Source organism: Streptomyces sp. NPDC059852, from assembly GCF_042731455.1.
Classification (GTDB): Bacteria; Actinomycetota; Actinomycetes; order Streptomycetales; family Streptomycetaceae; genus Streptomyces.
This window is the reverse complement of the sequence record NZ_JBHWJK010000034.1, coordinates 55,018-74,693: the sequence shown is the minus strand read 5'-3', so window position 1 is coordinate 74,693 and position 19,676 is coordinate 55,018. Positions and strand designations below refer to the sequence as shown.

The window sequence follows — 19,676 nt, the reverse complement described above, 5'->3', positions numbered from 1 at the left end:
GCCCCGTACGAGACGTACGGGGCGGGCCGCGTCGCCGTGTGCGCGGGGCTCAGCCGGACAGGGCGTCCAGCAGCCGGTCGACGTCGGCGGGGGTGTTGTAGAGGTGGAAGGCGGCGCGCAGGTTGCCCGCGCGGTCGGAGACCTCGATGCCGGCGCGGCTCAAGCCGCCCTGCCGGGAGCCGAGTCCGGGCACGGACACGATGGCGGAGCCCGGCGCGGGCACCGGGGTGTGCCCGAGGCGGGCCAGGCCCGCGCGGAAGCGGTCGGCGAGCGCGAGGTCGTGGGCCTGGATGGCGTCCACACCCAACTGCTCGACCAGGTCCAGGGAGGCGCGCAGCCCGGCGAAGCCGAACAGGGACGGGCTGATGTCGAACCGCCGGGCGGAGCGGGCGAGTTCCTGGACCGGGCCGTAGCAGCTCTCCCACGGCACCTCCCCGGCGATCCAGCCGGCGAGCAGCGGCGTCAGCCCGCCGAAGTCCTCGGGGGCGACGAAGAAGGCGATGCCGTGCGGACCGAGCACCCACTTGAAGGCGATGGCGGCGGTGAAGTCGTCCTCGGCGGCGTCCAGCGGCAGCCAGCCCAGCGACTGGGAGGCGTCGACATAGGTGCGGGCGCCGTGGGCCCGGGCCGCGCGGCGCACCGCGGGCAGGTCGGCGATCCGCCCGTCGGCGGACTGCGCGGAGCTGACGGCGACGAGCGCGGTGTCCGGGCGGACGGACTCGGCGAGGCGCTCCAGCGGGACGGAGCGCACCTTGAGGTCGCCGCGCATGTGGAAGGGGTTCACCAGGGAGGCGAAGTCGGCCTCGGCGGTGAGGACTTCGGCGCCCTCGGGCAGGGAGGCGGCGATCAGCGCGCCGTACTCGGCCACGGAACCGCCGAGCGCGACCCTCTCGACCGGGACCCCGGCCAGCCGGGCGAAGGACGCCCGGACCGCCTCGACGTCCTCGTAGAGCGAGCCGAGCGCGACGCCGTCGGCCCGCATCCGCGCGGCCCGGTCGAGGGCGGCGACGGTGCGGGCCGGGAGGAGGCCGTTGCTGGCGGTGTTCAGATAGACGTTCTTCGGGGCGAACTCTGCGCGGACGAGGCTCTCGAAGGTCTCCATGACCCCACTCTGAGCCCTGCGGACCGTGCGGGTCCATTGCGATTTCTTACGTCGTTCATCCAAGCAACGCTTATGTATAGGCGTTGACCTGCGCTTTCGTCAGGCCTGTGGGACCGCGCACCCGTCGGGGCCGCACGCGTGAGCGTCATCGGTGTCGCCTGTGTCGAGGAGCGTCAGCGGCGAGCGGTCGCCCCACGCCTGGGTGAGCGCCTGCGTGAAGACCTCGGCGGGCTGGGCGCCGGAGACGCCGTACGCGCGGTCGAGCACGAAGAAGGGGACCCCGGTGGCGCCGAGCTGGGCGGCCTCGCGCTCGTCGGCGCGGACGTCGTCGGCGTAGGCGTCCGGATCGGCGAGGACCCGGCGCACCTCGTCGGCGTCGAGTCCGGCCTCGACGGCCAGCTCCACGAGCCGGTCGTCGCCCTCGGCGAAGACGGACCGCTCCTCGGCGAAGTTCGCCCGGTACAGGATCTGGATCAGCTCGTCCTGGCGGCCGTGCCGCTTGGCGAGGTGCAGCAGGCGGTGCATGTCGAAGGTGTTGCCGTGGTCGCGGCCCTCGGTGCGGTAGGCGAGGCCCTCCGCGGCGGCCTGTGCGCCCAGGTTCTCCTCGCCGGCCTTCGCCTGGTCGGCGCTCATGCCGTACTTCCTGGTGAGCATGCTGATCACGGGCTGGATGTCGCCCTTGGCACGCCCGGGGTCCAGTTCGAAGGAACGGTGGACGACCTCGACCTGGTCGCGATGCGGGAAGGCGGCGAGCGCCTTCTCGAAGCGGGCCTTGCCCACGTAGCACCACGGACAGGCGATGTCGCTCCAGATCTCGACGCGCATGGTGTGAGGCTCTCTCCGGCTCGTTCGGATGCGGAGACTCCCTCCGCCGGGTCGGTGAACGTTCAAGCAGCCGGTTTCATTCCCCGTGCCGCGGGGGTCAGGCAGCGGGAACGGCGAGGCGCAGGCACCGGTGGTGGTCGCCGTCGGCGGGCGGCTTGTCCGGGTCGGGCCGCCAGCCCTGGCGGGCGTAGAAGTCCTGGGCGCGCCGGTTGTCCACGTGCACGTCGAGGACGGCCGCGCTCCGGCGGTCGGCCGTCCACTCCTCGACGCAGGCCCGGTGCAGTGCGGTGCCGACACCCCGGCGCCAGTGCTCGGGGTCGACGTGGAACTGGTACAGCTTGACCAGGTCGGCGGGGGCTCCGTCGGGGGTGCGGAACGAGGCCAGGCCGATGAGGCGGCCCCGTTCGACGACGCACAGCACCCGCCCGTCGGGGCGTTCGACGGCGGTACGCCAGGCCGCGGTCCAGTCGGTGCCGTCCTGCGGCAGCCCGTCCGGGTAGTAGGTCGCGCGGGCGCGGGCGTGCAGGGCGGCGACGCCGTCCACCTCGGCGGGCAGGGCGGGGCGGATCACACGGCCCGCCGGGACTCGGTCATGGATCATGCCTGGTGGGACGTGGCCGGTGCGCGTCCCGGTTCCGTACGGCCCGCGCGCCGGTCAGCTCCCGTCGCGCAGGTCCTTGGGCCACTCGGGCCGGAAGGCGAGGTGGTCGTACGTCACCACGCAGCCCTCCCCCAGCGGCGACTGGGTCATGAAACCGACCAGGGCGGCGCCGGTCTCCTTCTCGTCGCCGAGCGTGAAGAGGCGGACGAAGGTCCAGCGCCGGCCGTCGCGGGAGGCGTGGAAGGCGAAGGCGCGGCCGGTGCGGCTCACCCGCAGCCACACCGAACTTCCCTCCACGGTGAAGGAGTTGGCGTCGTCGGAGTGGCCGCGCGTCACGACCGTGCAGACGGTGGGGACGTCCGGGGAGTACTCCAGGCACAGCTTGGCCCAGGCCCGGTCGCCCACATGGACGTAGAGCACCCCGGCGTCGAAGGCGCCGGCGAACCCGACGGTGACCCGGGCGATCAGCTGGAAGTCACCCTCGGGCGCGCCCAGCAGCCGCGGCGCGTCGGACGCGGCGTCCAGGGCCTCCCCGGTGGGCGGCACGAAGCGGTCCTGCCGCGGGCCGGCCCAGCCGGAGAGGATGCCGTCCTCGTAGGCCCAGTGGCCGTCCGGGCCGTAGGTGCGCAGCGGGAAGGGCAGTTCGGGTATCTCCAGGTCCATGACGGGATTCTTCCAGGCGCCGGGGCGGTACGTCCGCCCCGGCTCCGTCAGACCTCCAGGGCGCCGTTGAACCGGCGGGGCAGCCCGAGCGGGTTGTCGTCCCGCAGCTCCGGGGGCAGCAGCGCCTCGGGCGCGCCCTGGTACGCGACGGGCCGCAGCCAGCGCTCGATGGCCGTGCCGCCGACGGAGGTGGAGGTCGAGGTGGTCGCCGGGTAGGGCCCGCCGTGGTGCTGGGCCGGGGCGACGGCGACACCGGTCGGCCATCCGTTGACGAGGACGCGTCCGGCCAGCGGCGTCAGCTCCGCCAGGATGTCGGCGCCGCGCCCCTCGCCCGCGGCCTCCTCGGCGGACAGGTGGACGGTGGCCGTCAGATTGCCCGGCAGCCGGGAGAGCACTCCGGTGGCCTCGGCCTCGTCGTCGTAGCGGACGACCACCGTCACCGGCCCGAAGCACTCCTCCAGAAGCACGTCGTGGGCGCCCTCCTCGGCCAGCGCGCTCGCGGCGACCGTGAGGAACCCGGCGCTGACGGTGTGCTCGCCGCCCGCGCCCGGCGTCACCGGGGAGTCCACCTCCGGCAGCCCCGTGCGCTCGGCCACCCCGGCGAGGAAGTTGTCGCGCATCCGGTGGTCCAGCAGGACGCCGGCCTCGGAGTTGCTGACGGCGTCGGTCAGCGACTTGACCAGGCCGTCGCCGGCCGCGCCGGACGGCACCAGGACGAGGCCCGGCTTCACGCAGAACTGCCCGACGCCCAGCGTCATCGAGCCCGCCAGCCCGGTGCCGATGGCCTCGCCGCGCTCGGCCGCGGCCGCCTCGGTGACGAGCACCGGGTTCAGCGAGCCCAGTTCGCCGTGGAAGGGGATCGGGACGGGGCGGGCGGCCGCCGCGTCGAACAGGGCGCGTCCGCCGCGCACCGAGCCGGTGAAACCGGCGGCGGCAACCAGCGGGTGGCGGATGAGTTCGAGTCCGGCCTCGAAGCCGTGCACCAGGCCGACGACGCCGGCCGGGAGGCCGTTCTCGGCGGCGGCGTTGCGCAGCACATGGGCGACCAGCTCGGAGAGCGCGGGGTGGTCGGGGTGGGCCTTGACGACGACCGGGCAGCCCGCGGCGAGGGCGCTCGCGGTGTCGCCGCCGGCGACGGAGAAGGCGAAGGGGAAGTTGGACGCCGAGTAGACGGCGACGACGCCGAGCGGCACCTTGTAGCGGCGCAGGTCGGGGATGGGCGGGGTCGCCGTGTCGTCGGGGTGGTTGATGACGACGTCGAGGAAGGCGCCCTCGTCGACGATGTCCGCGAAGGCCCTCAGCTGGTAGCAGGTGCGGGCGAGTTCGCCGGTGAGCCGGACCGGGCCGAGCGCGGTCTCGGCGTCGGCGGCCTCGACGAGCCGGTCCCGGGCGGCCTGGAGCCGGTCGGCGGCGGTGCGCAGGAAGGCGGCGCGGACGGCGCGGTCGGCGAGGGAGGCGCGGGCCTCGTGCGCGGCGCGGACCGCGGTGTCCACCTCCTGGGCTGTGGCCTCCACCGCAACCTGTTCACGCTGCTTCCCGGTTCGGGGGTCGACACTCCAGACTGGTGCTGCTGCCACCGCGGGTCCCTCCACCTGTATTGCCGCACTTCGGAATCTGCAGGATCATCCCTCAGGGCTCGTTCGATATACTGAACGCTGTCTCTGATGATGAACGTGCTGCGGAGACCATATCCGCAGATCCTCGTCGAACAAAGGGGTCAAGGGCGATGGCGGCTGGCGAGACGGGCGGCGGGGCGCAGGTCAAGTCCGCGGTACGGACGGTCGAACTGCTGGAGTACTTCGCCGGGCGTCCCGGTATGCACTCCCTCGCCGCGGTCCAGGAGGCCGTCGGCTACCCCAAGTCGAGCCTCTACATGTTGCTGCGCACCCTGGTCGAGCTGGGCTGGGTGGAGACCGACGCGACGGGCACCCGGTACGGCATCGGCGTGCGGGCCCTGCTGGTCGGCACCTCGTACATCGACGGCGACGAGGTGGTCGCTGCGGCCCGGCCCACCCTGGACCGGCTCTCCGACGACACCACCGAGACGATCCACCTGGCCCGCCTCGACGGCACCAACGTGGTGTACCTGGCCACCCGCCAGTCCCAGCACTACCTGCGGCCCTTCACCCGGGTCGGCCGTCGGCTGCCCGCGCACTCGACCTCCCTCGGCAAGGCGCTGCTGAGCACGTACTCCGACGAACAGGTCCGCAAGATGCTCCCGGAGACGCTGCCCGCGCTGACGGAGAACACCATCACCGACCGGGAGAAGCTCATCGAGGAGCTGCACCAGGTCCGCGAGCAGGGCTTCGCCGTCGACCGCGAGGAGAACACGCTGGGGCTGCGCTGCTTCGGCGTGGCGATCCCCTACCGCACCCCGGCCCGGGACGCGATCAGCTGCTCGGTCCCGGTGGCCCGGCTGACGCCCGCCCACGAGCAGATGGTGAAGGACGCGCTGTTCGACGCCCGCGACCGGCTGACCCTGGCCACCCGTAGGCTCTGACGTCATGGACGTCGAACTGCGCCCGGTGCACGCCAGCGACCTGCCGGTCTTCTACCGCCAGCTGAACGACCCGGAGGCCCTGCGCATGGCGGCCTTCACCCCCGCGGACCCGGCCGACCGGGCCGCCTTCGACGCCCACTGGCAGCGTGTGCTGACCTCCTCCGACGTGCCGCGCACGATCCTGGCCGACGGGGACGTCGTGGGGAGCGCCACCGTGTACGGGGAGCCCGGCGAGCGGGAGGTGACGTACTGGGTGGACCGCGCGTACTGGGGCCGGGGCATCGCCACGGCGGCCCTCAGCCGGCTGCTGGAGGAGGTGCCCGAGCGCCCGCTGTACGCGCGCACGGCCGCCGACAACGAGGGCTCGCTGCGGGTGCTGCTCAAATGCGGGTTCCGGGTGACGGCGAAGGCCCGTGGCTTCGCCCACGCGCGGGGCACGGAGATCGACGAGCTCGTCCTGCACGTGGAGGACTGACGGCCCGGCCCGCTCCATGAACGTCCGATGAGAAATCGGGACGCATGGAACGATCGCCCCCGATCCGTTCGTCTCTGCGAGTGGGATGAACAAGACGATCAGGCGGGCCTCCGTCTTCACACTGCTCCTGGTGCTCGCCCTGCTGGTCAGGGCGACCTGGGTGCAGTTCTACGACGGACGGGCCCTCGCGGACGACAAGGACAACCGGCGGAACACGATCGCGCTGTACAGCGCGCCGCTCGGCGACATCATCGTGGGCGGCAAGCCGGTCACCGGCTCGGCCCGGACGACGGGCGGCGACCTGGCGTACAAGCGGACGTACCGGGACGGCTCGCTGTACTCGGCCGTGACCGGCTACAGCTCGCAGGCGTTCGGGGCCACCCAGCTGGAGGGCGTCTACCGGGACCTGCTCGACGGCACCGACCACCGACTGAAGGGCGTGCTGGACACGGTGACCAACAAGCGGTCCGACCCGGGCAACGTCGTCACCACGATCGACCCCGCCGTGCAGAAGGCCGCCTACGACGCGCTCGGCGACAAGAAGGGCGCCGCCGTCGCGATCGACCCCTCCTCGGGGCGCATCCTGGCGGTCGCCTCCACCCCGTCGTACGACCCGTCGAAGATCACCACCGGTGACGCCGACGCCTGGAAGCAGCTGACCGGCGACCCCGACAAGCCGATGACGAACCGCGCGCTGCGCCAGCCGCTGCCGCCCGGCTCGACGTTCAAACTGGTCGTGGCGGCGGCCGCGCTGGAGGACGGCCTGTACGCGTCGGTGGACGAGCCGACGGACAGCCCGGACCCGTATCCGCTGGCGCAGTCGAACGACACGCTGACCAACGAGAACCCCTCGGCGCCCTGCGAGGACGCCTCCCTGCGCGTCGCCCTGCGGTACTCGTGCAACAACGTCTTCGCGAGCGTCGCCGTCGACCTGGGCCAGGACAAGGTCCGCGCGATGGCCGAGAAGTTCGGCTTCAACGACGACAAGCAGGACGTGCCGGTGCGGGCGTACGAGAGCGTGTACCCGACGGGCATGGACGAGGCGCAGACCGCGCTGTCCGGCATCGGGCAGTTCGACGTCACCGCGACGCCGCTGCAGATGGCCATGGTGTCGGCGGCCATCGCCAACGGCGGCAAGCTGGTCTCGCCGCACATGGTCGCGCAGATCACCGACGGCAGTGGGGACGTCCTGGAGGACTACGACGACACCGCGGGCAGCGAGGAGATCGTCAGCTCCCGCACCGCCGAGCAGCTGCAGTCGGCGATGCAGACGGTCGTCGAGGAGGGCACCGGAACCAACGCGCGGATCGCGGGCGCGACGGTCGGCGGCAAGACGGGCACCGCCCAGCACGGCGAGAGGAACAGCAAGACGCCGTACGCCTGGTTCACGTCGTACGGGAAGGCCGACGGCAAGGAGGTCGCCGTGGCGGTGCTGGTGGAGCAGTCGGACGCCGCCCGCTCCGAGGTCAGCGGCAACGGCCTGGCCGCCCCCGTGGCCCGGAAGGTGATGGAGGCGGCCCTGCGCGGCTGAGGCGTGTTTCGGGTCCTCACCTCACGCCGAGGATCTGCTCGATCGGGTCGATGGCGAAGTACACCAGGAACAGCGCCGAGGTCCCCCACAGGAGCCAGTGGATCTCCTTGGCCCGGCCGAGCACGATCTTGATCAGGACGTAGGCGACGAAGCCCGCGCCGATGCCGTTGGTGATCGAGTACGTGAAGGGCATGACGGCGATCGTCAGGAACGCCGGGATGGCGATCTCGTACCTGTCCCACTCGATGTTCTTGACCTGCGTCATCATCAGGAAGCCCACGGCGACCAGGGCGGGGGCGGCGGCCTGGAGCGGGACGATGGTGAGCAGCGGGGTGAACAGCAGCGCGAGCGCGAAGAGACCGCCGGTGACCAGATTGGCGAAGCCCGTGCGGGCGCCCTCCCCGACGCCGGCCGCCGACTCGATGTAGGAGGTGGCGGAGGAGGCCGAGGCCGCGCCGCCCGCGGCCGCCGCGGCGCCGTCGATGAGCAGCACCCGCCCGAGGTGGGGCACCCTGCCCTCCTCGTCGAGGAGACCGGCCTCCGCGCTGACGCCGACGACCGTGCCCATGGTGTCGAAGAAGTCCGACAGGATCAGCGTGAAGATCAGCAGGACCACGGTGATGGCGGTGGTCTCCCCGAACGCGCCGAACAGGCTGAAGTGCCCGAGGAGGCCGAAGTCGGGGGTGTCCACGACCTTGTCCGGCCATGCCGGGGTGGTCAGGCCCCAGCTCTTGACGTCGGCCAGCGAGTCGATGATCATCGCGACGACCGTCATGGTGACGATGCTGATGAGGATGGCGCCCTTCACCTTGCGGGCGAGCAGGGCGATCGTCAGCAGGACGCCGAGGCAGAAGACCAGGATCGGCCAGCCGCCGAGGGTCCCGGTGCCGCCGAGCTGGACCGGCACTGTCGTGTTCGCGGCGTCCGGGATACGGCTGACGAAGCCGGCGTCGACGAAGCCGATGAACGCGATGAACAGGCCGATGCCGACGCTGATCGCCTGCTTGAGCGGCTGCGGGATGGCGTGCATGACGGCCTCGCGCAGCCCGGTGACGACGAGGACGCAGATCAGCAGGCCCTCCAGGACGATCAGGCCCATCGCGTCGTCCCACGACATGAGGGGCGCGATCTGGAAGGCGACGACGGCGTTGAGACCGAGACCGGCGGCGAGCGCGAGGGGCAGGTTGCCGGCGACGCCCATGATGATGGTCATGACCGCGGCGACCAGGGCGGTGGCGGTGGTGAGCTGGACGGAGTCGAGCTGGTGGCCGAACTTGTCCTTGGCACTGCCCAGGATGATGGGGTTCAGGACAAGGATGTAGGCCATCGTGAAGAAGGTGGCGAAGCCGCCGCGTATCTCCCGGGGCAGCGTGGAGCCCCGCTCGGATATCCGGAAGAACCGGTCGAGGCCGCTCACGCCCGGTTCGGATGCTCTCTCCCGGTCGTCCGCCTTCTGCGCTTCTGCCATGGCGTCACTCCTCGTCGCCCGAAGGATCACTGTGCGGATGCTGGCTGGATTGTTCCCCTGCCGCGGGGGTTTCAGGTTTTCGCCGTGTTACGGAAGGGCATCGGCGGAAGACCTCCCGCGCGTCCGCGGCCGTCGAGGCAACCGAACTCCGGTTCCCGTCATCTGACTTCACGGAGCGAGCACCACACGCCCCGGGACCTGCCGGCCTGAGCCCCCCTCGGCCGGCAGCGCCGAACGCCCCGCCGGTGACGACCGGCGGGGCGTTCGCTCGTTCTCGAGCCTGCTGTCCCTTCTTGCCTACCGGGGCGGGCTCCAGCCGGGGTTCCGCCCGCTCAACCCCACGGCGCGGTCCAGCAGGGGCGCCTCGGCCGGCACCGGGACGACGGGACCGAAGATGCCGTTGCCGTCCCGGCCGTTCTCGTCGGCGGCGGCGCACAGGAACTCGTAGGAGGCCCGCACCGCCGCGGGGTCGGGGTCGTACGGCTGCCCCGTGGCGCGGGCCAGGTCCCAGCCGTGGATGACCAGTTCGTCCACGGCGACCGCGCCCGCGACGGCTCCGGGCATGTCGATGCCTCCCGCGCGGGTCGTCCCGGTCCAGGGGCCGGGGGCCCGCCACACCTCGGCGAGTTCGTCGAGGACCTCGGGCAGTTCCTCGCGCCAGCCGGGCCCGACATCCGGGACGGCGGAGTCCGGGCTGGTGTCGGTCGTGGCGCCCAGGTCCTTGCGGCCGGCGTCCCGGAAGGCGACGGACAGGCCGAGGAGGTGGCCCAGCAGATGACGGACGGCGAGGTCCGGGCAGGGCGTCGGCGCCGCGAGTTGGTTGTCCCGGACGGCCAGGGCGAGACGGGCCACCGCCAGCGTCTGCGGTCCGAGGTCGAGAGTGGTGTCCGTCATGAGCCCGCTCCTCACAGATCGATCGCGTGAAGGGTGGACCGGCGGCGGGGGCGGAACTCATCGGTGCCCGCCCGGGGAGGTCAGCGCGTCGTGAGGGTGGCCGCCCGCGCCGGGTCCCCGGCCCGCTCCCGCGTTCCGCGCAGTCCCGCCCACAGCTCGCGCGGAGTCCGGCCGCCCGCGAAACACCACAGGGCGATCACCGGGTCGCAGATCGCGCAGCCCAGTGAGGAGGTGGGGGCGAACGGGATGATCGGGTTGCCCTTGAGGTGGTGGACGACGTCCCACGCGGTGTGGAGCAGCCAGGCGACGCCCACGAAGGTCCAGGAGTCCAGTCCCCGGTACGCGACCCAGGTGGCCACCGAGGTGAACGCGAACTCCCAGCCGTCCAGCCCGCCGCCGCTCAGGTAGGCGGCGCCCGCACCGGCCACCATGACCGCGTTGAAGCGGCGCCGGTGCGGCTCCCGGATGAGGGACATCAGGAGGACGTAGAGGAGACCGACGCCGATCGGCGCGACGTACTGCATGCGAAGTGCCTTTTCCCGTGGACCGGTTGGACGGGGCACCACGCTAGGTCCGGGGCCGGGCCCGCCCCAGGAGGAGAACCGACAGCTTGCGACGGATTCCCGCCGGGTGGCGGGCCGCCCCGGTGGTCACTTCGGCTCGGCGTCGAACCGGGCCGCCGACCAGCGGTGACCGAGGACCGCGAGCCCCAGGCACCAGGCCAGGGCCAGCCAGCCGTGGTGACCGATGCCGGTGCCGAGGAGCAGCCCCCGCAGGGTCTCGATGGCCGGGGTGAACGGCTGGTACTCGGCGATCGGCCGGAACCAGCCCGGCATCGCGTCGAGGGGGACGAAGGCGCTGGACAGCAGCGGCAGCAGGATCAGCGGCAGCGCGTTGTTGCTGGCGGCCTCGGCGTTCGGGCTGACCAGGCCCATGCCGACCGCGATCCAGGTGAGCGCGGTGGCGAAGAGCACGAGCAGTCCGAACGCGGCGAGCCATTCCAGCGGGGTGGCGTCGGTGGAGCGGAAGCCGATGGCCACGCCCACCGCGCCGACGACGACCACGCTGGCCACGGACTGGATCACACTGCCGACGACGTGCCCGATGATCACGGAGCCGCGGTGGATCGCCATGGTGCGGAAGCGGGCGATGATCCCCTCGGTCATGTCGTTGGAGACGGAGACCGCGGTGCCGACCGTGGTGCTGCCGATCGTCATGAGCAGGATGCCGGGGACGATGTACGCGACGTACGCGGAGCGGTCGGCGCCGCCGCCGCCGATGCCGGCGCTCATCGTGTCGCCGAAGACGTAGACGAAGAGCAGCAACAGCATGACCGGTGTGAGCAGCAGGTTCAGCGTGAGGGACGGGTAGCGCCGGGCGTGCAGCAGGTTGCGGCGCAGCATGGTCGAGGAGTCGCGTACGGCGAGGGACAGGGTGCTCATCGGGCGGTCTCCTTGGCTGGTCCGGGGATGACGGCGTCGCCGGTCAGGGCGAAGAAGACGTCGTCGAGGTCGGGGGTGTGCACGGTCAGCTCGTCGGCCTCGATGCCGAGGGAGTCGAGCCGGCCGAGGAGCGCGTGCAGTTCGCGCTGGCTGCCGCCGCTCGGGATCTGCAGGGCGAGGGCGTCGTCGTCCCGGTGGACCTCGCCCAGCGCGGTGGAGGCGCCCCGGTAGGCGGCCGGGTCGGTGAAGCGGAGCCTGACGTGCCCGCCGGGGACCAGCCGCTTCAGCTCCTCGGCGGTCCCCTCGGCCGCGATCGTGCCGTCGTTCAGCACGGCGATGCGGTCGGCGAGTTCGTCGGCCTCCTCCAGGTACTGGGTGGTGAGGAAGACGGTGACGCCGTCGGCGACCAGCTCGCGGATGATCTGCCACATGGAGTGCCGGGAGCGCGGGTCGAGGCCGGTGGTCGGCTCGTCGAGGAAGATGATCCTCGGGTCGCCGACCAGCGTCATGGCGATGTCCAGGCGCCGCTTCATGCCGCCCGAGTAGGTGGACGCGGGCTTCCTGGCGACTTCGGTGAGGTCGAAGCGCTCCAGCAGTGCGGCGGCGGCCCGCCGGCCCTCCCGCTGGGGGAGGTGGTGCAGGTCGGCCATGAGGAGCATGTTCTCCTCGCCGGTGATCAGGCCGTCGACGGCTGAGAACTGCCCGGTGACGCCGATGGCGGCGCGTACGGCCTGGGGGTCGGCGATGAGATCGTGGCCGCCGACCCGGATCGGGCCGCTGCCCGGGCCGGGCTGGATGAGGGTGGAAAGGATCTTGACGACGGTGGTCTTCCCGGCGCCGTTGGGTCCGAGCAGGGAGAAGATCGTTCCCTGGGGGACGGTGAGGTCGATGCCGTCGAGGACGGTCGTGTCGCCGTAGGACTTGCGCAGGTCGTGCGCGGTGATGGCCGCGTCGGTCATGAGCGGGTTCCCCCTGTGTGGTCCGGGTGCGGGTGTCAGAGGCTGCGGGCGGTGATGTCGCCGTAGCCGGTGGTGGCGTGGATCTGGAGGGCGGCGCCGGAGCCCTCGGTGTTCCGCAGGCTGTTGTGGATACGCCCGTAGGCGGTGCCGGCGTCGAGCGAGGCGGAGACGTCGCGGGCGGCGCCGACGGTGACGGCCCCGTGCCCGGTGCGCAGGGTGACCTGGCCGCCGACGGCCTCGGTGACGTCGATGTCGCCCTTCTGCGTGCTGATGTCGGCGGCGCCGCGCAGCCGGCCGACGGTGATGTCCCCGGCCCGGAGGCTGAGGCGGGCGCTGTCGGCCTCGTCGACCTTGACGGTGGCCTGGGCTCCCTCGAAGGCGAGGTCGCCGAGGCGTCCGACGCCGCGGAGTTCGGCGAGGGCGGCCTTGGCGTCGACGCGGGAGCCGGCGGGGAGCCGGACGGTCACCTCGACGGAGCCGGGGTCGCGCAGGGCACGGGCGCCGGTCTGCGGGGCGGCGGTGACGTTGAGGACGCCGTCGGCGCAGCTGACGTCGATCCGCTCGGCGGCCTGGACGTCACGGCCGCGGGCCGCGTCGGCGGGCCGCACCTCGACGGTGACGTCGTCGCGGTCACCTGCGATGAGCTGGAGCCGGCCGGCGGGGACGTCGAGGACAAGGTCGATCGGGGCGGGGGCGGCGAAGGTGTGCACGGTGTTCTCCTCGGAGTGCGTCTCGTCGTTTCCAACACTCGAAACGCTACGTTGCATTCATAGCTTGGGCAACATACTTGTTGCATCAGAACCTAGTAACCGCAGCTCAGCAGGCCGATTTCGTTGCAACGACCCTGAGCGCAATGCAACACAATGACCACCGTTCGTTGCAACGAGATGGCCCCGAACGCTACGCTGACGTCCTGCACGCACGAAGGAGGAGGACGCGATGCCGGGAGGCAGGCTCACCCAGCAGGAACGTCAGCGGATCGCCCTGGGGCTGGCGGACGGGCTGGCGTACGCGGAGATCGCGAGGAGTCTCGACCGGCCGACGTCGACGATCACCCGTGAGGTCATGCGCAACGGCGGCCCCACCGAGTACCGCGCGGACCTCGCCCACCGGGCGGCGGAGCGCCGGGCGCACCGGCGCCGGTCGGGCTCGTCGCCGGGCCCGGCGTCCGGACCACTGCCGTACGGGCGGGACGCGGACGCCGTCGCCGACTACGAGGAGCGGTTCACCACCGTGATGATGGGGTCGGGTCTGGCCAAGTCGATGTCCCGGGTGATGGTCTGTCTCCTCACCAGCGACACCGGCAGCATGACGGCGGCCGAGCTGGCCGAGCGCCTGCGGATCAGCCCGGCGACCGTCTCGAAGTCGATCGCCTTCCTGGAGAGCCAGTCCCTGGTGCGCCGGGAGCGCGACGACCGCCGGCGCGAGCGGTACGTCATCGACGACGACCTCTGGTACCAGTCGATGGTCGCCAGCGCACGGTCCCTGCTGGAGCAGGTCGAGCTGGCCCGTGAGGGCGTGGACGTGCTCGGTCCCGGCACCCCGGCGGCCGTCCGGCTGGAGAACGTCGGCCGCTTCCTCCAGTTCGTGGCCGAGAGCCTCACCCGCGCCGCCGAGCAGGCCCGTGAGGTCCTCCATACGAAACCGGACGCGGCCGAGGACGACGGCGGGAGCTGAATCGCCGGTGCGCTGTAGGGCGGTTGCCCGATGCCGGCGGCCCCGCCTCAGCCGCACAGTGGGCGGGTATGAAACGCACCGTTCCGCGGCCCCTCCCCCGTGTCCTGCGCCACCGCGACGCCCGCCTCTATCTCTCCGCCGTCGTGGTCTCCGGCTTCGGCACCTCGGCTCTGTGGCTGGTGGCCGGCGTCTGGGTGAAGGACCTCACCGGCTCCGACGGGCTCGCCGCCCTGTGCCTGCTCGCCCTGTGGGCGCCCACCGCCGCCGGCCCGCTCCTCGGCACCCTGGCCGACGCCGTCCGCCGCAGGCCGCTGCTGATCGGCCTGAACCTGTTCCTTGCGGCCCTCCTGCCCGTCCTGACCGCCGTCCGCTCGCCGGGGCGCGTGTGGCTGGTGCTCGCGGTCCTCCTCGTCCACGGAGCCGTGGGCGTCGTCCATGACGCCGCCGAGTCCGCGCTCGTCGCCGCCGCCGTCCCGGCGCCACTGCTCGGCGAGTTCAACGGGCTGCGCATGACCGCCTCGGAGGGCATGAAGCTCCTCGCTCCGCCGGCGGGCGCCGTCCTCTACCGGATGTACGGCGCGGGCGGCGTCGTCCTGCTCGACGCCGCCTCCTTCGTGCTCGCGGCCGGTCTGTACGCCTGCCTGCGGGTGGGCGAGACCCGCCCGGAGCCGTCGGCCGGGGGCTGGCGGGCGCGGACCGCGGAGGGCGCCCGGCATCTGTGGCGGCACCCCCGGCTGCGCCCGCTCGTCCTGGCCGGTGGCGCGACCATGCTGTGCGCCGGCGTCAACGGGGCCGCTCTGTACGCCGTGATCGACGCCCTGGGGCATGAACCCGCCTACGCCGGGGTGCTGTACGCCGTCCAGGGCGCAGGTTCGGTGGTGACCGGACTGCTGGCGGGCCCGGCGCTGCGCCGCCTCGGCGCACGCCGGCTGGCGGCGTACGGCATCGTGGTGACCGCCGTCGCGGCGGGGCTGCGGGCGGTCCCGTCGGACCCGGTCGCCCTGGCGTGCGCGGCGGCGATCGGCGCCGGGCTGCCGTGTGTGCTGGTCGCCGCGTTCACGGCCGTGCAGCGCGAGACGCCGGACGCCCTGCTCGGCCGTACGGCCGCCACCGCGCACACGCTGGTCCTCGCGCCGAACGCGATCGGGCTGGCGGCGGGCGCCGCCCTGGTCGAACTGGCGGACGTGACGGTGCTGCTCGCCGCCCTGGGGGTGGTGTGGGCGGCGAGCGCCGCACTTCTGTGTCAGAGCGCGGCCAGCCCCTCCCGCACGGCCGACAGGTCGTCGTCCGATGCCAACCCGGCGTGATACAGCCGCAGTTCGGTGGCGCCCCGGTCCCTTGCGCGGGCCGCGTCGGCGGCGAGCGTGCCGGGGCTGCCGCCCATACCGGAGACCACCGGGAGGTTGGCGGCGAGCACCGCGCCCTCGCGGCCCTGTTCGGCGAACGGGGTGAGCAGTCGGGGGCCGCCCGCGCAGGGCACCACCACGCCGTCCGCGACGGAGAGGATGTGCGCGGGGTCCACCCCGGCGTTGGCGCCGCAGTGGTGGGTGACCGGGTCGGCGTGCAGCAGCACCTGGAACCCTTCGGGGGCGGCTCGGCGGACCGCCGCGACCGCGGCCTCCTGGAGGGTGCGGGCGGTCGTGTCGCGCCACGCGCGCGTGGCCGCCGCGTACTCGTCGCCGAGCAGCTTCTCGACCCCCACCCAGCCTTCGTCGGCGGCCGTGCCGCGCCACAGCGGTTCGAGGGCGGCGCGCACGGCGGCGGCCAGCGCGTCCGCGTCGACGCCGTGCGCCCCGTACCCCTGTGCGCAGTCCGGGCAGAAGCAGAGGGACATCAGGTACTGCCCGGCGTCCCCGAGGGCGACCCCGGCGGTCTTGTCGTGGGCGTGCAGATGCTGGAGCCCGTACCAGCCGAGCGACTCCAGTTCGGTGCCGCGCGCGCCCGGCCGTGCGGCGGCCTCGGCGGCGAGGTCGACGAGGTACGCGCGGGTGGTGGGCTGCGCGATACACGGGGCCCATGGGTAGCGGTCGCCGTAGGCGTTGACGACGGAGGTGGCCGGATACTCGGTGCCCAGCCGGGAGTTGTGCGCGAGCACCACCCAGGTGTGCACCTCCAGGCCGGCGTCCGTGAGCGCGGCGGCGGCCTCGCCGAAGGCGTCGCCGGGCGCCCAGTCGCCCGCCGGGTACGGGCGCGGCTCACGGCCCTGCCAGTGGGCGCCGGGCGGGTAGAGCACGGCCGCGTGGTCCGCGGTCACGACGCGGTGGCGGGGGTGCCGCGGGGTCAGGGCGCGGGTGGAGTGGTAGGCCGAGGCGAGGGTCGCCTGCCGCACGCCGAGCCCGGCGATCCGTCCGGCCGCCTCCGGGTCCCCGACGACGTCCCAGGGATAGACGAACGCCGACGCCTTCACCGGGCCTCCTCCTGGGCCGGGTCCAGCAGGGTGTGGCCGCGCTCGATCAGCTGGGCGAGCTGTTTGACATGGTCCTCACCGGGCTCGTGCAGCGGGGGCCGCACCTCCCCCACGTCCAGGCCGCGCAGCCGGACACCGGCCTTGACGAGGGCGACGGCGTACCCCGCTCCCTGGGCGCGCAGGTCGACGAACGGCCGGTAGAAGCCGTCGAGGAGGCGGCCCACCGTGTCGTCGTCGCCGTCGTGCAGGGCCTGGTAGAAGGCGAGGGCGATCTCGGGGGCGAAGCAGAACACGGCGGAGGAGTACAGGGTGACGCCGAGGGCGCGGTAGGCGAGCTGGGTCTGCTCGGCGGTCGGCAGGCCGTTGAAGTAGAGGAAGTCGCCGGGCGCCTCGGAGCGGACGGCGCTGACGATCCGCTGCATGAGGTCGAGGTCGCCGAGGCCGTCCTTGAGGCCGATGATCCCGTCGGTGCGGGCCAGTTCGACGACGGTCTCCGGGGTGAACACGGCGTTGTCGCGCTGGTACACGATGACGGGGAGCGCGGTCGCGGCGGCGAGCGTGCGGTAGTGCCGCAGCAGCCCCTCCTGCCCGGCGACGACGAGGTACGGCGGCATCGCGAGCAGCCCGTCGGCGCCCGCCTCCTCGGCGAGGGCCGCGTGGCGCACGGCGAGGGCGGTGCCGTAGCCGGTCCCGGCGACGACCGGCACCCGCCCCTCGGTGGCCTCGACGGCGGCCCCGACGCACGCCTGGAACTCCTCGGGGGTGAGGGCGTGGAACTCCCCGGTCCCGCAGCAGGCGAAGACGGCCGCCGCCCCGGCGTCGACACCGCGCCGGACATGGGTGCGGTAGGTGTCGAGGTCGACCGATCCGTCGGGGCCGTAGGCGGTGACGGGGAAGAACAGCGGCCCGCCGGGAAGGCTCAGGCGTGCGGCGAGAGGGGCTGGCGTCACGGGCTCTCCCTAGAACAGGCGCTCACGTTTCTGATCCACGTCCATATTCTTGAACGACGTCAGCCTAAGGAGGGCCGTCGAGGCCGGTCAAGCGCACATCGGGGCCGACCGGCGGCGAATCGGCCCTCTTCACGGGAGACTTGACGGGGTCGGCCACGGCTCCTTAGCGTGTCCACGCATGTGAATACGGTCCAAGCATGCGGCTGATGGCCAAGCATGCGGCCCAGTGATCGCCGTATGTGTCCCTGCCCGAGCCCCACCACGCAGCGCCGAGCCCAGGAGCCCGAGGATGCCCGCACCCCGCACCGTTCTGCTCACCGGCGCCGCCGGCGGCCTCGGCACCCTGATGCGCGGCCTGCTCCCGGCGTACGGCTACGAGCTGCGGCTGCTCGACATGCGCCCCATCGAGGACGAGCCGGACGCGATCGTCGCCGACCTCGCCGACCGGGAGGCGCTGCGAGAGGCCGTGCGGGGCGTCGACGCGGTCGTCCACCTCGCCGGGATCTCCCTGGAGGCCCCCTTCGAGAAGATCCTCCGGGCGAACATCGAGGGCACCTACCACCTGTACGAGGCCGCCCGTGAGGAGGGCGTCGGACGGATCGTCTTCGCCTCCTCCAACCACGCCGTCGGCTTCACCCCCCGCCCGCAGGGCGACGACCCCCTGATCCCGGTCGACACCCCGCGCCGCCCGGACACCTTCTACGGTCTGTCCAAGTGCTTCGGGGAGGACCTGGCCCAGCTCTACTGGGACAAGTACGGCCTGGAGACGGTGTCCGTGCGCATCGGCTCCTGCTTCCCCGAGCCCACCAGCGTGCGCATGCTCTCGGTGTGGATGAGCCCCGCCGACGGCGCGCGGCTCTTCCACGCGGCCCTGACCGCCCCGGACGTCGGGCACACCGTCGTCCACGGCTCCTCCGCCAACACCCGCCTGTGGTGGGACCTCAGCGGCGCCCGCGCCCTCGGTTACGAGCCCCAGGACGACTCCGAACCGTACGCCGAGAAACTGATCGCCGAACAGGGCGAGCTCGACCCGGGGAACATCGCGCACGCCTACCTGGGCGGCCACTTCGTGAGCGACCCGCCGATCTGGCCGTACTGACCGGAAAGCGTGGCCGGAAAACGGCGGGCGGGCACCGAACGGGCCCGCCCGCCGCCGTTTTCGGGCACCGGCCGCGCCCGATCCCACGCCGCCGCCCGCGTCCGCGCAGGTCCGAGACGGGCACACCGCGCCGTGAACGGGCACATACGGGCAGCATCGGGCGCGCAACAGAGCTGGTCAGGGCCGCGTACCCGCTGTAGAACTTTCCCCCAAGGACGCCACCGGGCCCGAACGGGCACCGGCCGGACTCCTCCGGAGGCGAACGGGCCGGACCATCAGCGGCGAAGGGCGAGGGGCGGGATGAGCACGAGAACGGCCGAGGACCGCCAGCGCGAGATCGTGCTGGCCGCACGGCGCGACGGCTCCGTGGACGTCACCGCGCTCGCCGCCGAGCTGGGCGTGGCCAAGGAGACCGTACGCCGGGACCTGCGGGTCCTGGAGGACCACGGCCTGCTCCGCCGCACCCATGGCGGCGCCTACCCCGTGGAGAGCGCCGGCTTCGAGACCACGCTCGCCTTCCGCGCCACCAGCCATGTCCCCGAGAAGCGCCGGATCGCGGTCGCCGCGGCCGAGCTGCTCGGGGACGCCGAGACGGTCTTCGTCGACGAGGGCTTCACGCCGCAGCTCATCGCCGAGGCCCTGCCCGCCGACCGGCCGCTCACCGTGGTCACCGCGTCCCTGCCGGTCGCCGGCGCCCTCGCCGGGGCCGAGCACGTCTCCGTGCTCCTGCTCGGCGGACGGGTCCGGTCCGGCACCCTCGCCACGGTCGACCACTGGACCACCAAGATGCTGGCCGGCTTCGTCATCGACCTGGCGTACATCGGCGCCAACGGCATCTCCCGCGAACACGGCCTCACGACGCCCGACCCGGCGGTCAGCGAGGTCAAGGCACAGGCCATCCGCGCCGCGCGCCGCACGGTCTTCGTGGGCGTGCACACCAAGTTCGGGGCGGTCAGCTTCTGCCGGTTCGCGGACATCGGCGCACTGGAGACGATCGTCACGAGCACCCTGCTCCCGTCCACCGAGGCCCACCGCTACGCGCTCATGGGGCCGCAGGTCATCCGCGTCTGACGCACCACCCAC

The 19,676-nt window shown here is 72.8% G+C and carries 20 protein-coding genes; 7 read left to right on the top strand and 13 right to left on the bottom strand.

Annotated features, from left to right (window positions below; translation table 11 throughout):
• Positions 1-49: 49 nt before the first annotated feature.
• The 5 genes from ACFV46_RS30705 to ACFV46_RS30685 form a co-directional block, all read right to left on the bottom strand.
• On the bottom strand, positions 50-1,102 hold the full coding sequence (locus ACFV46_RS30705) for an aminotransferase class V-fold PLP-dependent enzyme (RefSeq protein WP_376727924.1): 1,053 nt from the start codon (positions 1,100-1,102) through the stop codon (positions 50-52).
• A gap of 99 nt (positions 1,103-1,201) precedes the next feature.
• Positions 1,202-1,927 (bottom strand): DsbA family oxidoreductase, encoded by a 726-nt coding sequence (locus ACFV46_RS30700; RefSeq protein WP_376727925.1) that lies wholly within the window; start codon positions 1,925-1,927, stop codon positions 1,202-1,204.
• A 97-nt stretch (positions 1,928-2,024) separates the two neighbouring features.
• On the bottom strand, positions 2,025-2,528 hold the full coding sequence (locus tag ACFV46_RS30695) for a GNAT family N-acetyltransferase (RefSeq protein ID WP_385500619.1): 504 nt from the start codon (positions 2,526-2,528) through the stop codon (positions 2,025-2,027).
• A gap of 54 nt (positions 2,529-2,582) precedes the next feature.
• A complete protein-coding gene (locus ACFV46_RS30690) occupies positions 2,583-3,191 on the bottom strand; it encodes a DUF1349 domain-containing protein (protein WP_361931154.1) in 609 nt (202 codons plus the stop codon).
• A 47-nt stretch (positions 3,192-3,238) separates the two neighbouring features.
• Positions 3,239-4,768, bottom strand: a complete 1,530-nt coding sequence (locus tag ACFV46_RS30685; protein ID WP_385500618.1) for an aldehyde dehydrogenase (NADP(+)) — start codon at positions 4,766-4,768, stop codon at positions 3,239-3,241.
• A 149-nt stretch (positions 4,769-4,917) separates the two neighbouring features.
• Between ACFV46_RS30685 and ACFV46_RS30680 the strand changes: the two genes are divergently transcribed.
• The 3 genes from ACFV46_RS30680 (at position 4,918) to ACFV46_RS30670 (ending at position 7,697) form a co-directional block, all read left to right on the top strand.
• Positions 4,918-5,691 carry an IclR family transcriptional regulator gene (locus tag ACFV46_RS30680; protein WP_361931160.1) on the top strand — a complete coding sequence of 258 codons (774 nt, stop codon included), beginning with the start codon at positions 4,918-4,920 and terminating at the stop codon, positions 5,689-5,691.
• Positions 5,692-5,695: 4 nt separating this feature from the next.
• Positions 5,696-6,166: a GNAT family N-acetyltransferase gene (locus ACFV46_RS30675; protein ID WP_361931163.1), complete on the top strand. Its 471-nt coding sequence runs from the start codon at positions 5,696-5,698 to the stop codon at positions 6,164-6,166.
• An 85-nt stretch (positions 6,167-6,251) separates the two neighbouring features.
• Positions 6,252-7,697, top strand: coding sequence for a peptidoglycan D,D-transpeptidase FtsI family protein (locus ACFV46_RS30670; protein WP_385500616.1), 1,446 nt, complete (start codon positions 6,252-6,254; stop codon positions 7,695-7,697).
• 16 nt (positions 7,698-7,713) lie between these two features.
• On the opposite strand, the gene ACFV46_RS30665 is transcribed toward ACFV46_RS30670, so the two are convergent.
• From ACFV46_RS30665 to ACFV46_RS30640, 6 genes are all read right to left on the bottom strand, one after another.
• Complete coding sequence (locus ACFV46_RS30665; protein ID WP_385500614.1) at positions 7,714-9,165, bottom strand: NCS2 family permease; 1,452 nt, start codon at positions 9,163-9,165, stop codon at positions 7,714-7,716.
• Positions 9,166-9,462: 297 nt separating this feature from the next.
• A complete protein-coding gene (locus ACFV46_RS30660) occupies positions 9,463-10,059 on the bottom strand; it encodes a TIGR03086 family metal-binding protein (protein WP_385500613.1) in 597 nt (198 codons plus the stop codon).
• An 80-nt stretch (positions 10,060-10,139) separates the two neighbouring features.
• Positions 10,140-10,583, bottom strand: a complete 444-nt coding sequence (locus tag ACFV46_RS30655; protein ID WP_385500612.1) for a DUF6010 family protein — start codon at positions 10,581-10,583, stop codon at positions 10,140-10,142.
• A 126-nt stretch (positions 10,584-10,709) separates the two neighbouring features.
• Positions 10,710-11,501, bottom strand: coding sequence for an ABC transporter permease (locus ACFV46_RS30650; RefSeq protein ID WP_361931177.1), 792 nt, complete (start codon positions 11,499-11,501; stop codon positions 10,710-10,712).
• On the bottom strand, positions 11,498-12,460 hold the full coding sequence (locus ACFV46_RS30645) for an ATP-binding cassette domain-containing protein (RefSeq protein ID WP_385500610.1): 963 nt from the start codon (positions 12,458-12,460) through the stop codon (positions 11,498-11,500). Before ACFV46_RS30645 ends, ACFV46_RS30650 begins: the two co-directional genes overlap by 4 nt.
• 35 nt (positions 12,461-12,495) lie before the next feature.
• Entirely contained in the window at positions 12,496-13,170 is a 675-nt protein-coding gene (locus ACFV46_RS30640) for a DUF4097 family beta strand repeat-containing protein (RefSeq protein ID WP_376727934.1), read from the bottom strand.
• A 229-nt stretch (positions 13,171-13,399) separates the two neighbouring features.
• Between ACFV46_RS30640 and ACFV46_RS30635 the strand changes: the two genes are divergently transcribed.
• Both ACFV46_RS30635 and ACFV46_RS30630 read left to right on the top strand, forming a co-directional pair.
• Positions 13,400-14,137, top strand: coding sequence for a helix-turn-helix domain-containing protein (locus ACFV46_RS30635; protein WP_385500608.1), 738 nt, complete (start codon positions 13,400-13,402; stop codon positions 14,135-14,137).
• A gap of 68 nt (positions 14,138-14,205) precedes the next feature.
• Entirely contained in the window at positions 14,206-15,444 is a 1,239-nt protein-coding gene (locus ACFV46_RS30630; protein ID WP_376727935.1) for an MFS transporter, read from the top strand.
• Here the strand turns inward: ACFV46_RS30630 and ACFV46_RS30625 are convergent.
• A complete protein-coding gene (locus tag ACFV46_RS30625) occupies positions 15,381-16,544 on the bottom strand; it encodes a hypothetical protein (protein ID WP_385500606.1) in 1,164 nt (387 codons plus the stop codon). The two genes, ACFV46_RS30630 and ACFV46_RS30625, sit on opposite strands and share 64 nt — an antisense overlap.
• Complete coding sequence (locus ACFV46_RS30620) at positions 16,541-17,494, bottom strand: 5-dehydro-4-deoxyglucarate dehydratase (RefSeq protein ID WP_385500605.1); 954 nt, start codon at positions 17,492-17,494, stop codon at positions 16,541-16,543. The genes ACFV46_RS30625 and ACFV46_RS30620 overlap by 4 nt, the downstream gene beginning before the upstream one ends.
• A gap of 289 nt (positions 17,495-17,783) precedes the next feature.
• Here ACFV46_RS30620 and ACFV46_RS30615 point away from each other — a divergent pair, with 289 nt between their 5' ends.
• Both ACFV46_RS30615 and ACFV46_RS30610 read left to right on the top strand, forming a co-directional pair.
• Positions 17,784-18,593: an NAD(P)-dependent oxidoreductase gene (locus tag ACFV46_RS30615; protein ID WP_361931195.1), complete on the top strand. Its 810-nt coding sequence runs from the start codon at positions 17,784-17,786 to the stop codon at positions 18,591-18,593.
• A gap of 300 nt (positions 18,594-18,893) precedes the next feature.
• Entirely contained in the window at positions 18,894-19,664 is a 771-nt protein-coding gene (locus ACFV46_RS30610; RefSeq protein ID WP_361931198.1) for a DeoR/GlpR family DNA-binding transcription regulator, read from the top strand.
• Positions 19,665-19,676: the final 12 nt, after the last annotated feature.

What these genes read in the sequence shown, in the direction of transcription:
- ACFV46_RS30705 (WP_376727924.1), bottom strand. Translation starts at nt 1,102, where the DNA reads ATGGAGACCTTCGAGAGCCTCGTCCGCGCAGAGTTCGCCCCGAAGAAC.
- ACFV46_RS30700 (WP_376727925.1), bottom strand. Translation starts at nt 1,927, where the DNA reads ATGCGCGTCGAGATCTGGAGCGACATCGCCTGTCCGTGGTGCTACGTG.
- ACFV46_RS30695 (WP_385500619.1), bottom strand. Translation starts at nt 2,528, where the DNA reads ATGATCCATGACCGAGTCCCGGCGGGCCGTGTGATCCGCCCCGCCCTG.
- ACFV46_RS30690 (WP_361931154.1), bottom strand. Translation starts at nt 3,191, where the DNA reads ATGGACCTGGAGATACCCGAACTGCCCTTCCCGCTGCGCACCTACGGC.
- ACFV46_RS30680 (WP_361931160.1), top strand. Translation starts at nt 4,918, where the DNA reads ATGGCGGCTGGCGAGACGGGCGGCGGGGCGCAGGTCAAGTCCGCGGTA.
- ACFV46_RS30675 (WP_361931163.1), top strand. Translation starts at nt 5,696, where the DNA reads ATGGACGTCGAACTGCGCCCGGTGCACGCCAGCGACCTGCCGGTCTTC.
- ACFV46_RS30670 (WP_385500616.1), top strand. Translation starts at nt 6,252, where the DNA reads ATGAACAAGACGATCAGGCGGGCCTCCGTCTTCACACTGCTCCTGGTG.
- ACFV46_RS30665 (WP_385500614.1), bottom strand. Translation starts at nt 9,165, where the DNA reads ATGGCAGAAGCGCAGAAGGCGGACGACCGGGAGAGAGCATCCGAACCG.
- ACFV46_RS30660 (WP_385500613.1), bottom strand. Translation starts at nt 10,059, where the DNA reads ATGACGGACACCACTCTCGACCTCGGACCGCAGACGCTGGCGGTGGCC.
- ACFV46_RS30655 (WP_385500612.1), bottom strand. Translation starts at nt 10,583, where the DNA reads ATGCAGTACGTCGCGCCGATCGGCGTCGGTCTCCTCTACGTCCTCCTG.
- ACFV46_RS30650 (WP_361931177.1), bottom strand. Translation starts at nt 11,501, where the DNA reads ATGAGCACCCTGTCCCTCGCCGTACGCGACTCCTCGACCATGCTGCGC.
- ACFV46_RS30645 (WP_385500610.1), bottom strand. Translation starts at nt 12,460, where the DNA reads ATGACCGACGCGGCCATCACCGCGCACGACCTGCGCAAGTCCTACGGC.
- ACFV46_RS30635 (WP_385500608.1), top strand. Translation starts at nt 13,400, where the DNA reads ATGCCGGGAGGCAGGCTCACCCAGCAGGAACGTCAGCGGATCGCCCTG.
- ACFV46_RS30630 (WP_376727935.1), top strand. Translation starts at nt 14,206, where the DNA reads ATGAAACGCACCGTTCCGCGGCCCCTCCCCCGTGTCCTGCGCCACCGC.
- ACFV46_RS30615 (WP_361931195.1), top strand. Translation starts at nt 17,784, where the DNA reads ATGCCCGCACCCCGCACCGTTCTGCTCACCGGCGCCGCCGGCGGCCTC.
- ACFV46_RS30610 (WP_361931198.1), top strand. Translation starts at nt 18,894, where the DNA reads ATGAGCACGAGAACGGCCGAGGACCGCCAGCGCGAGATCGTGCTGGCC.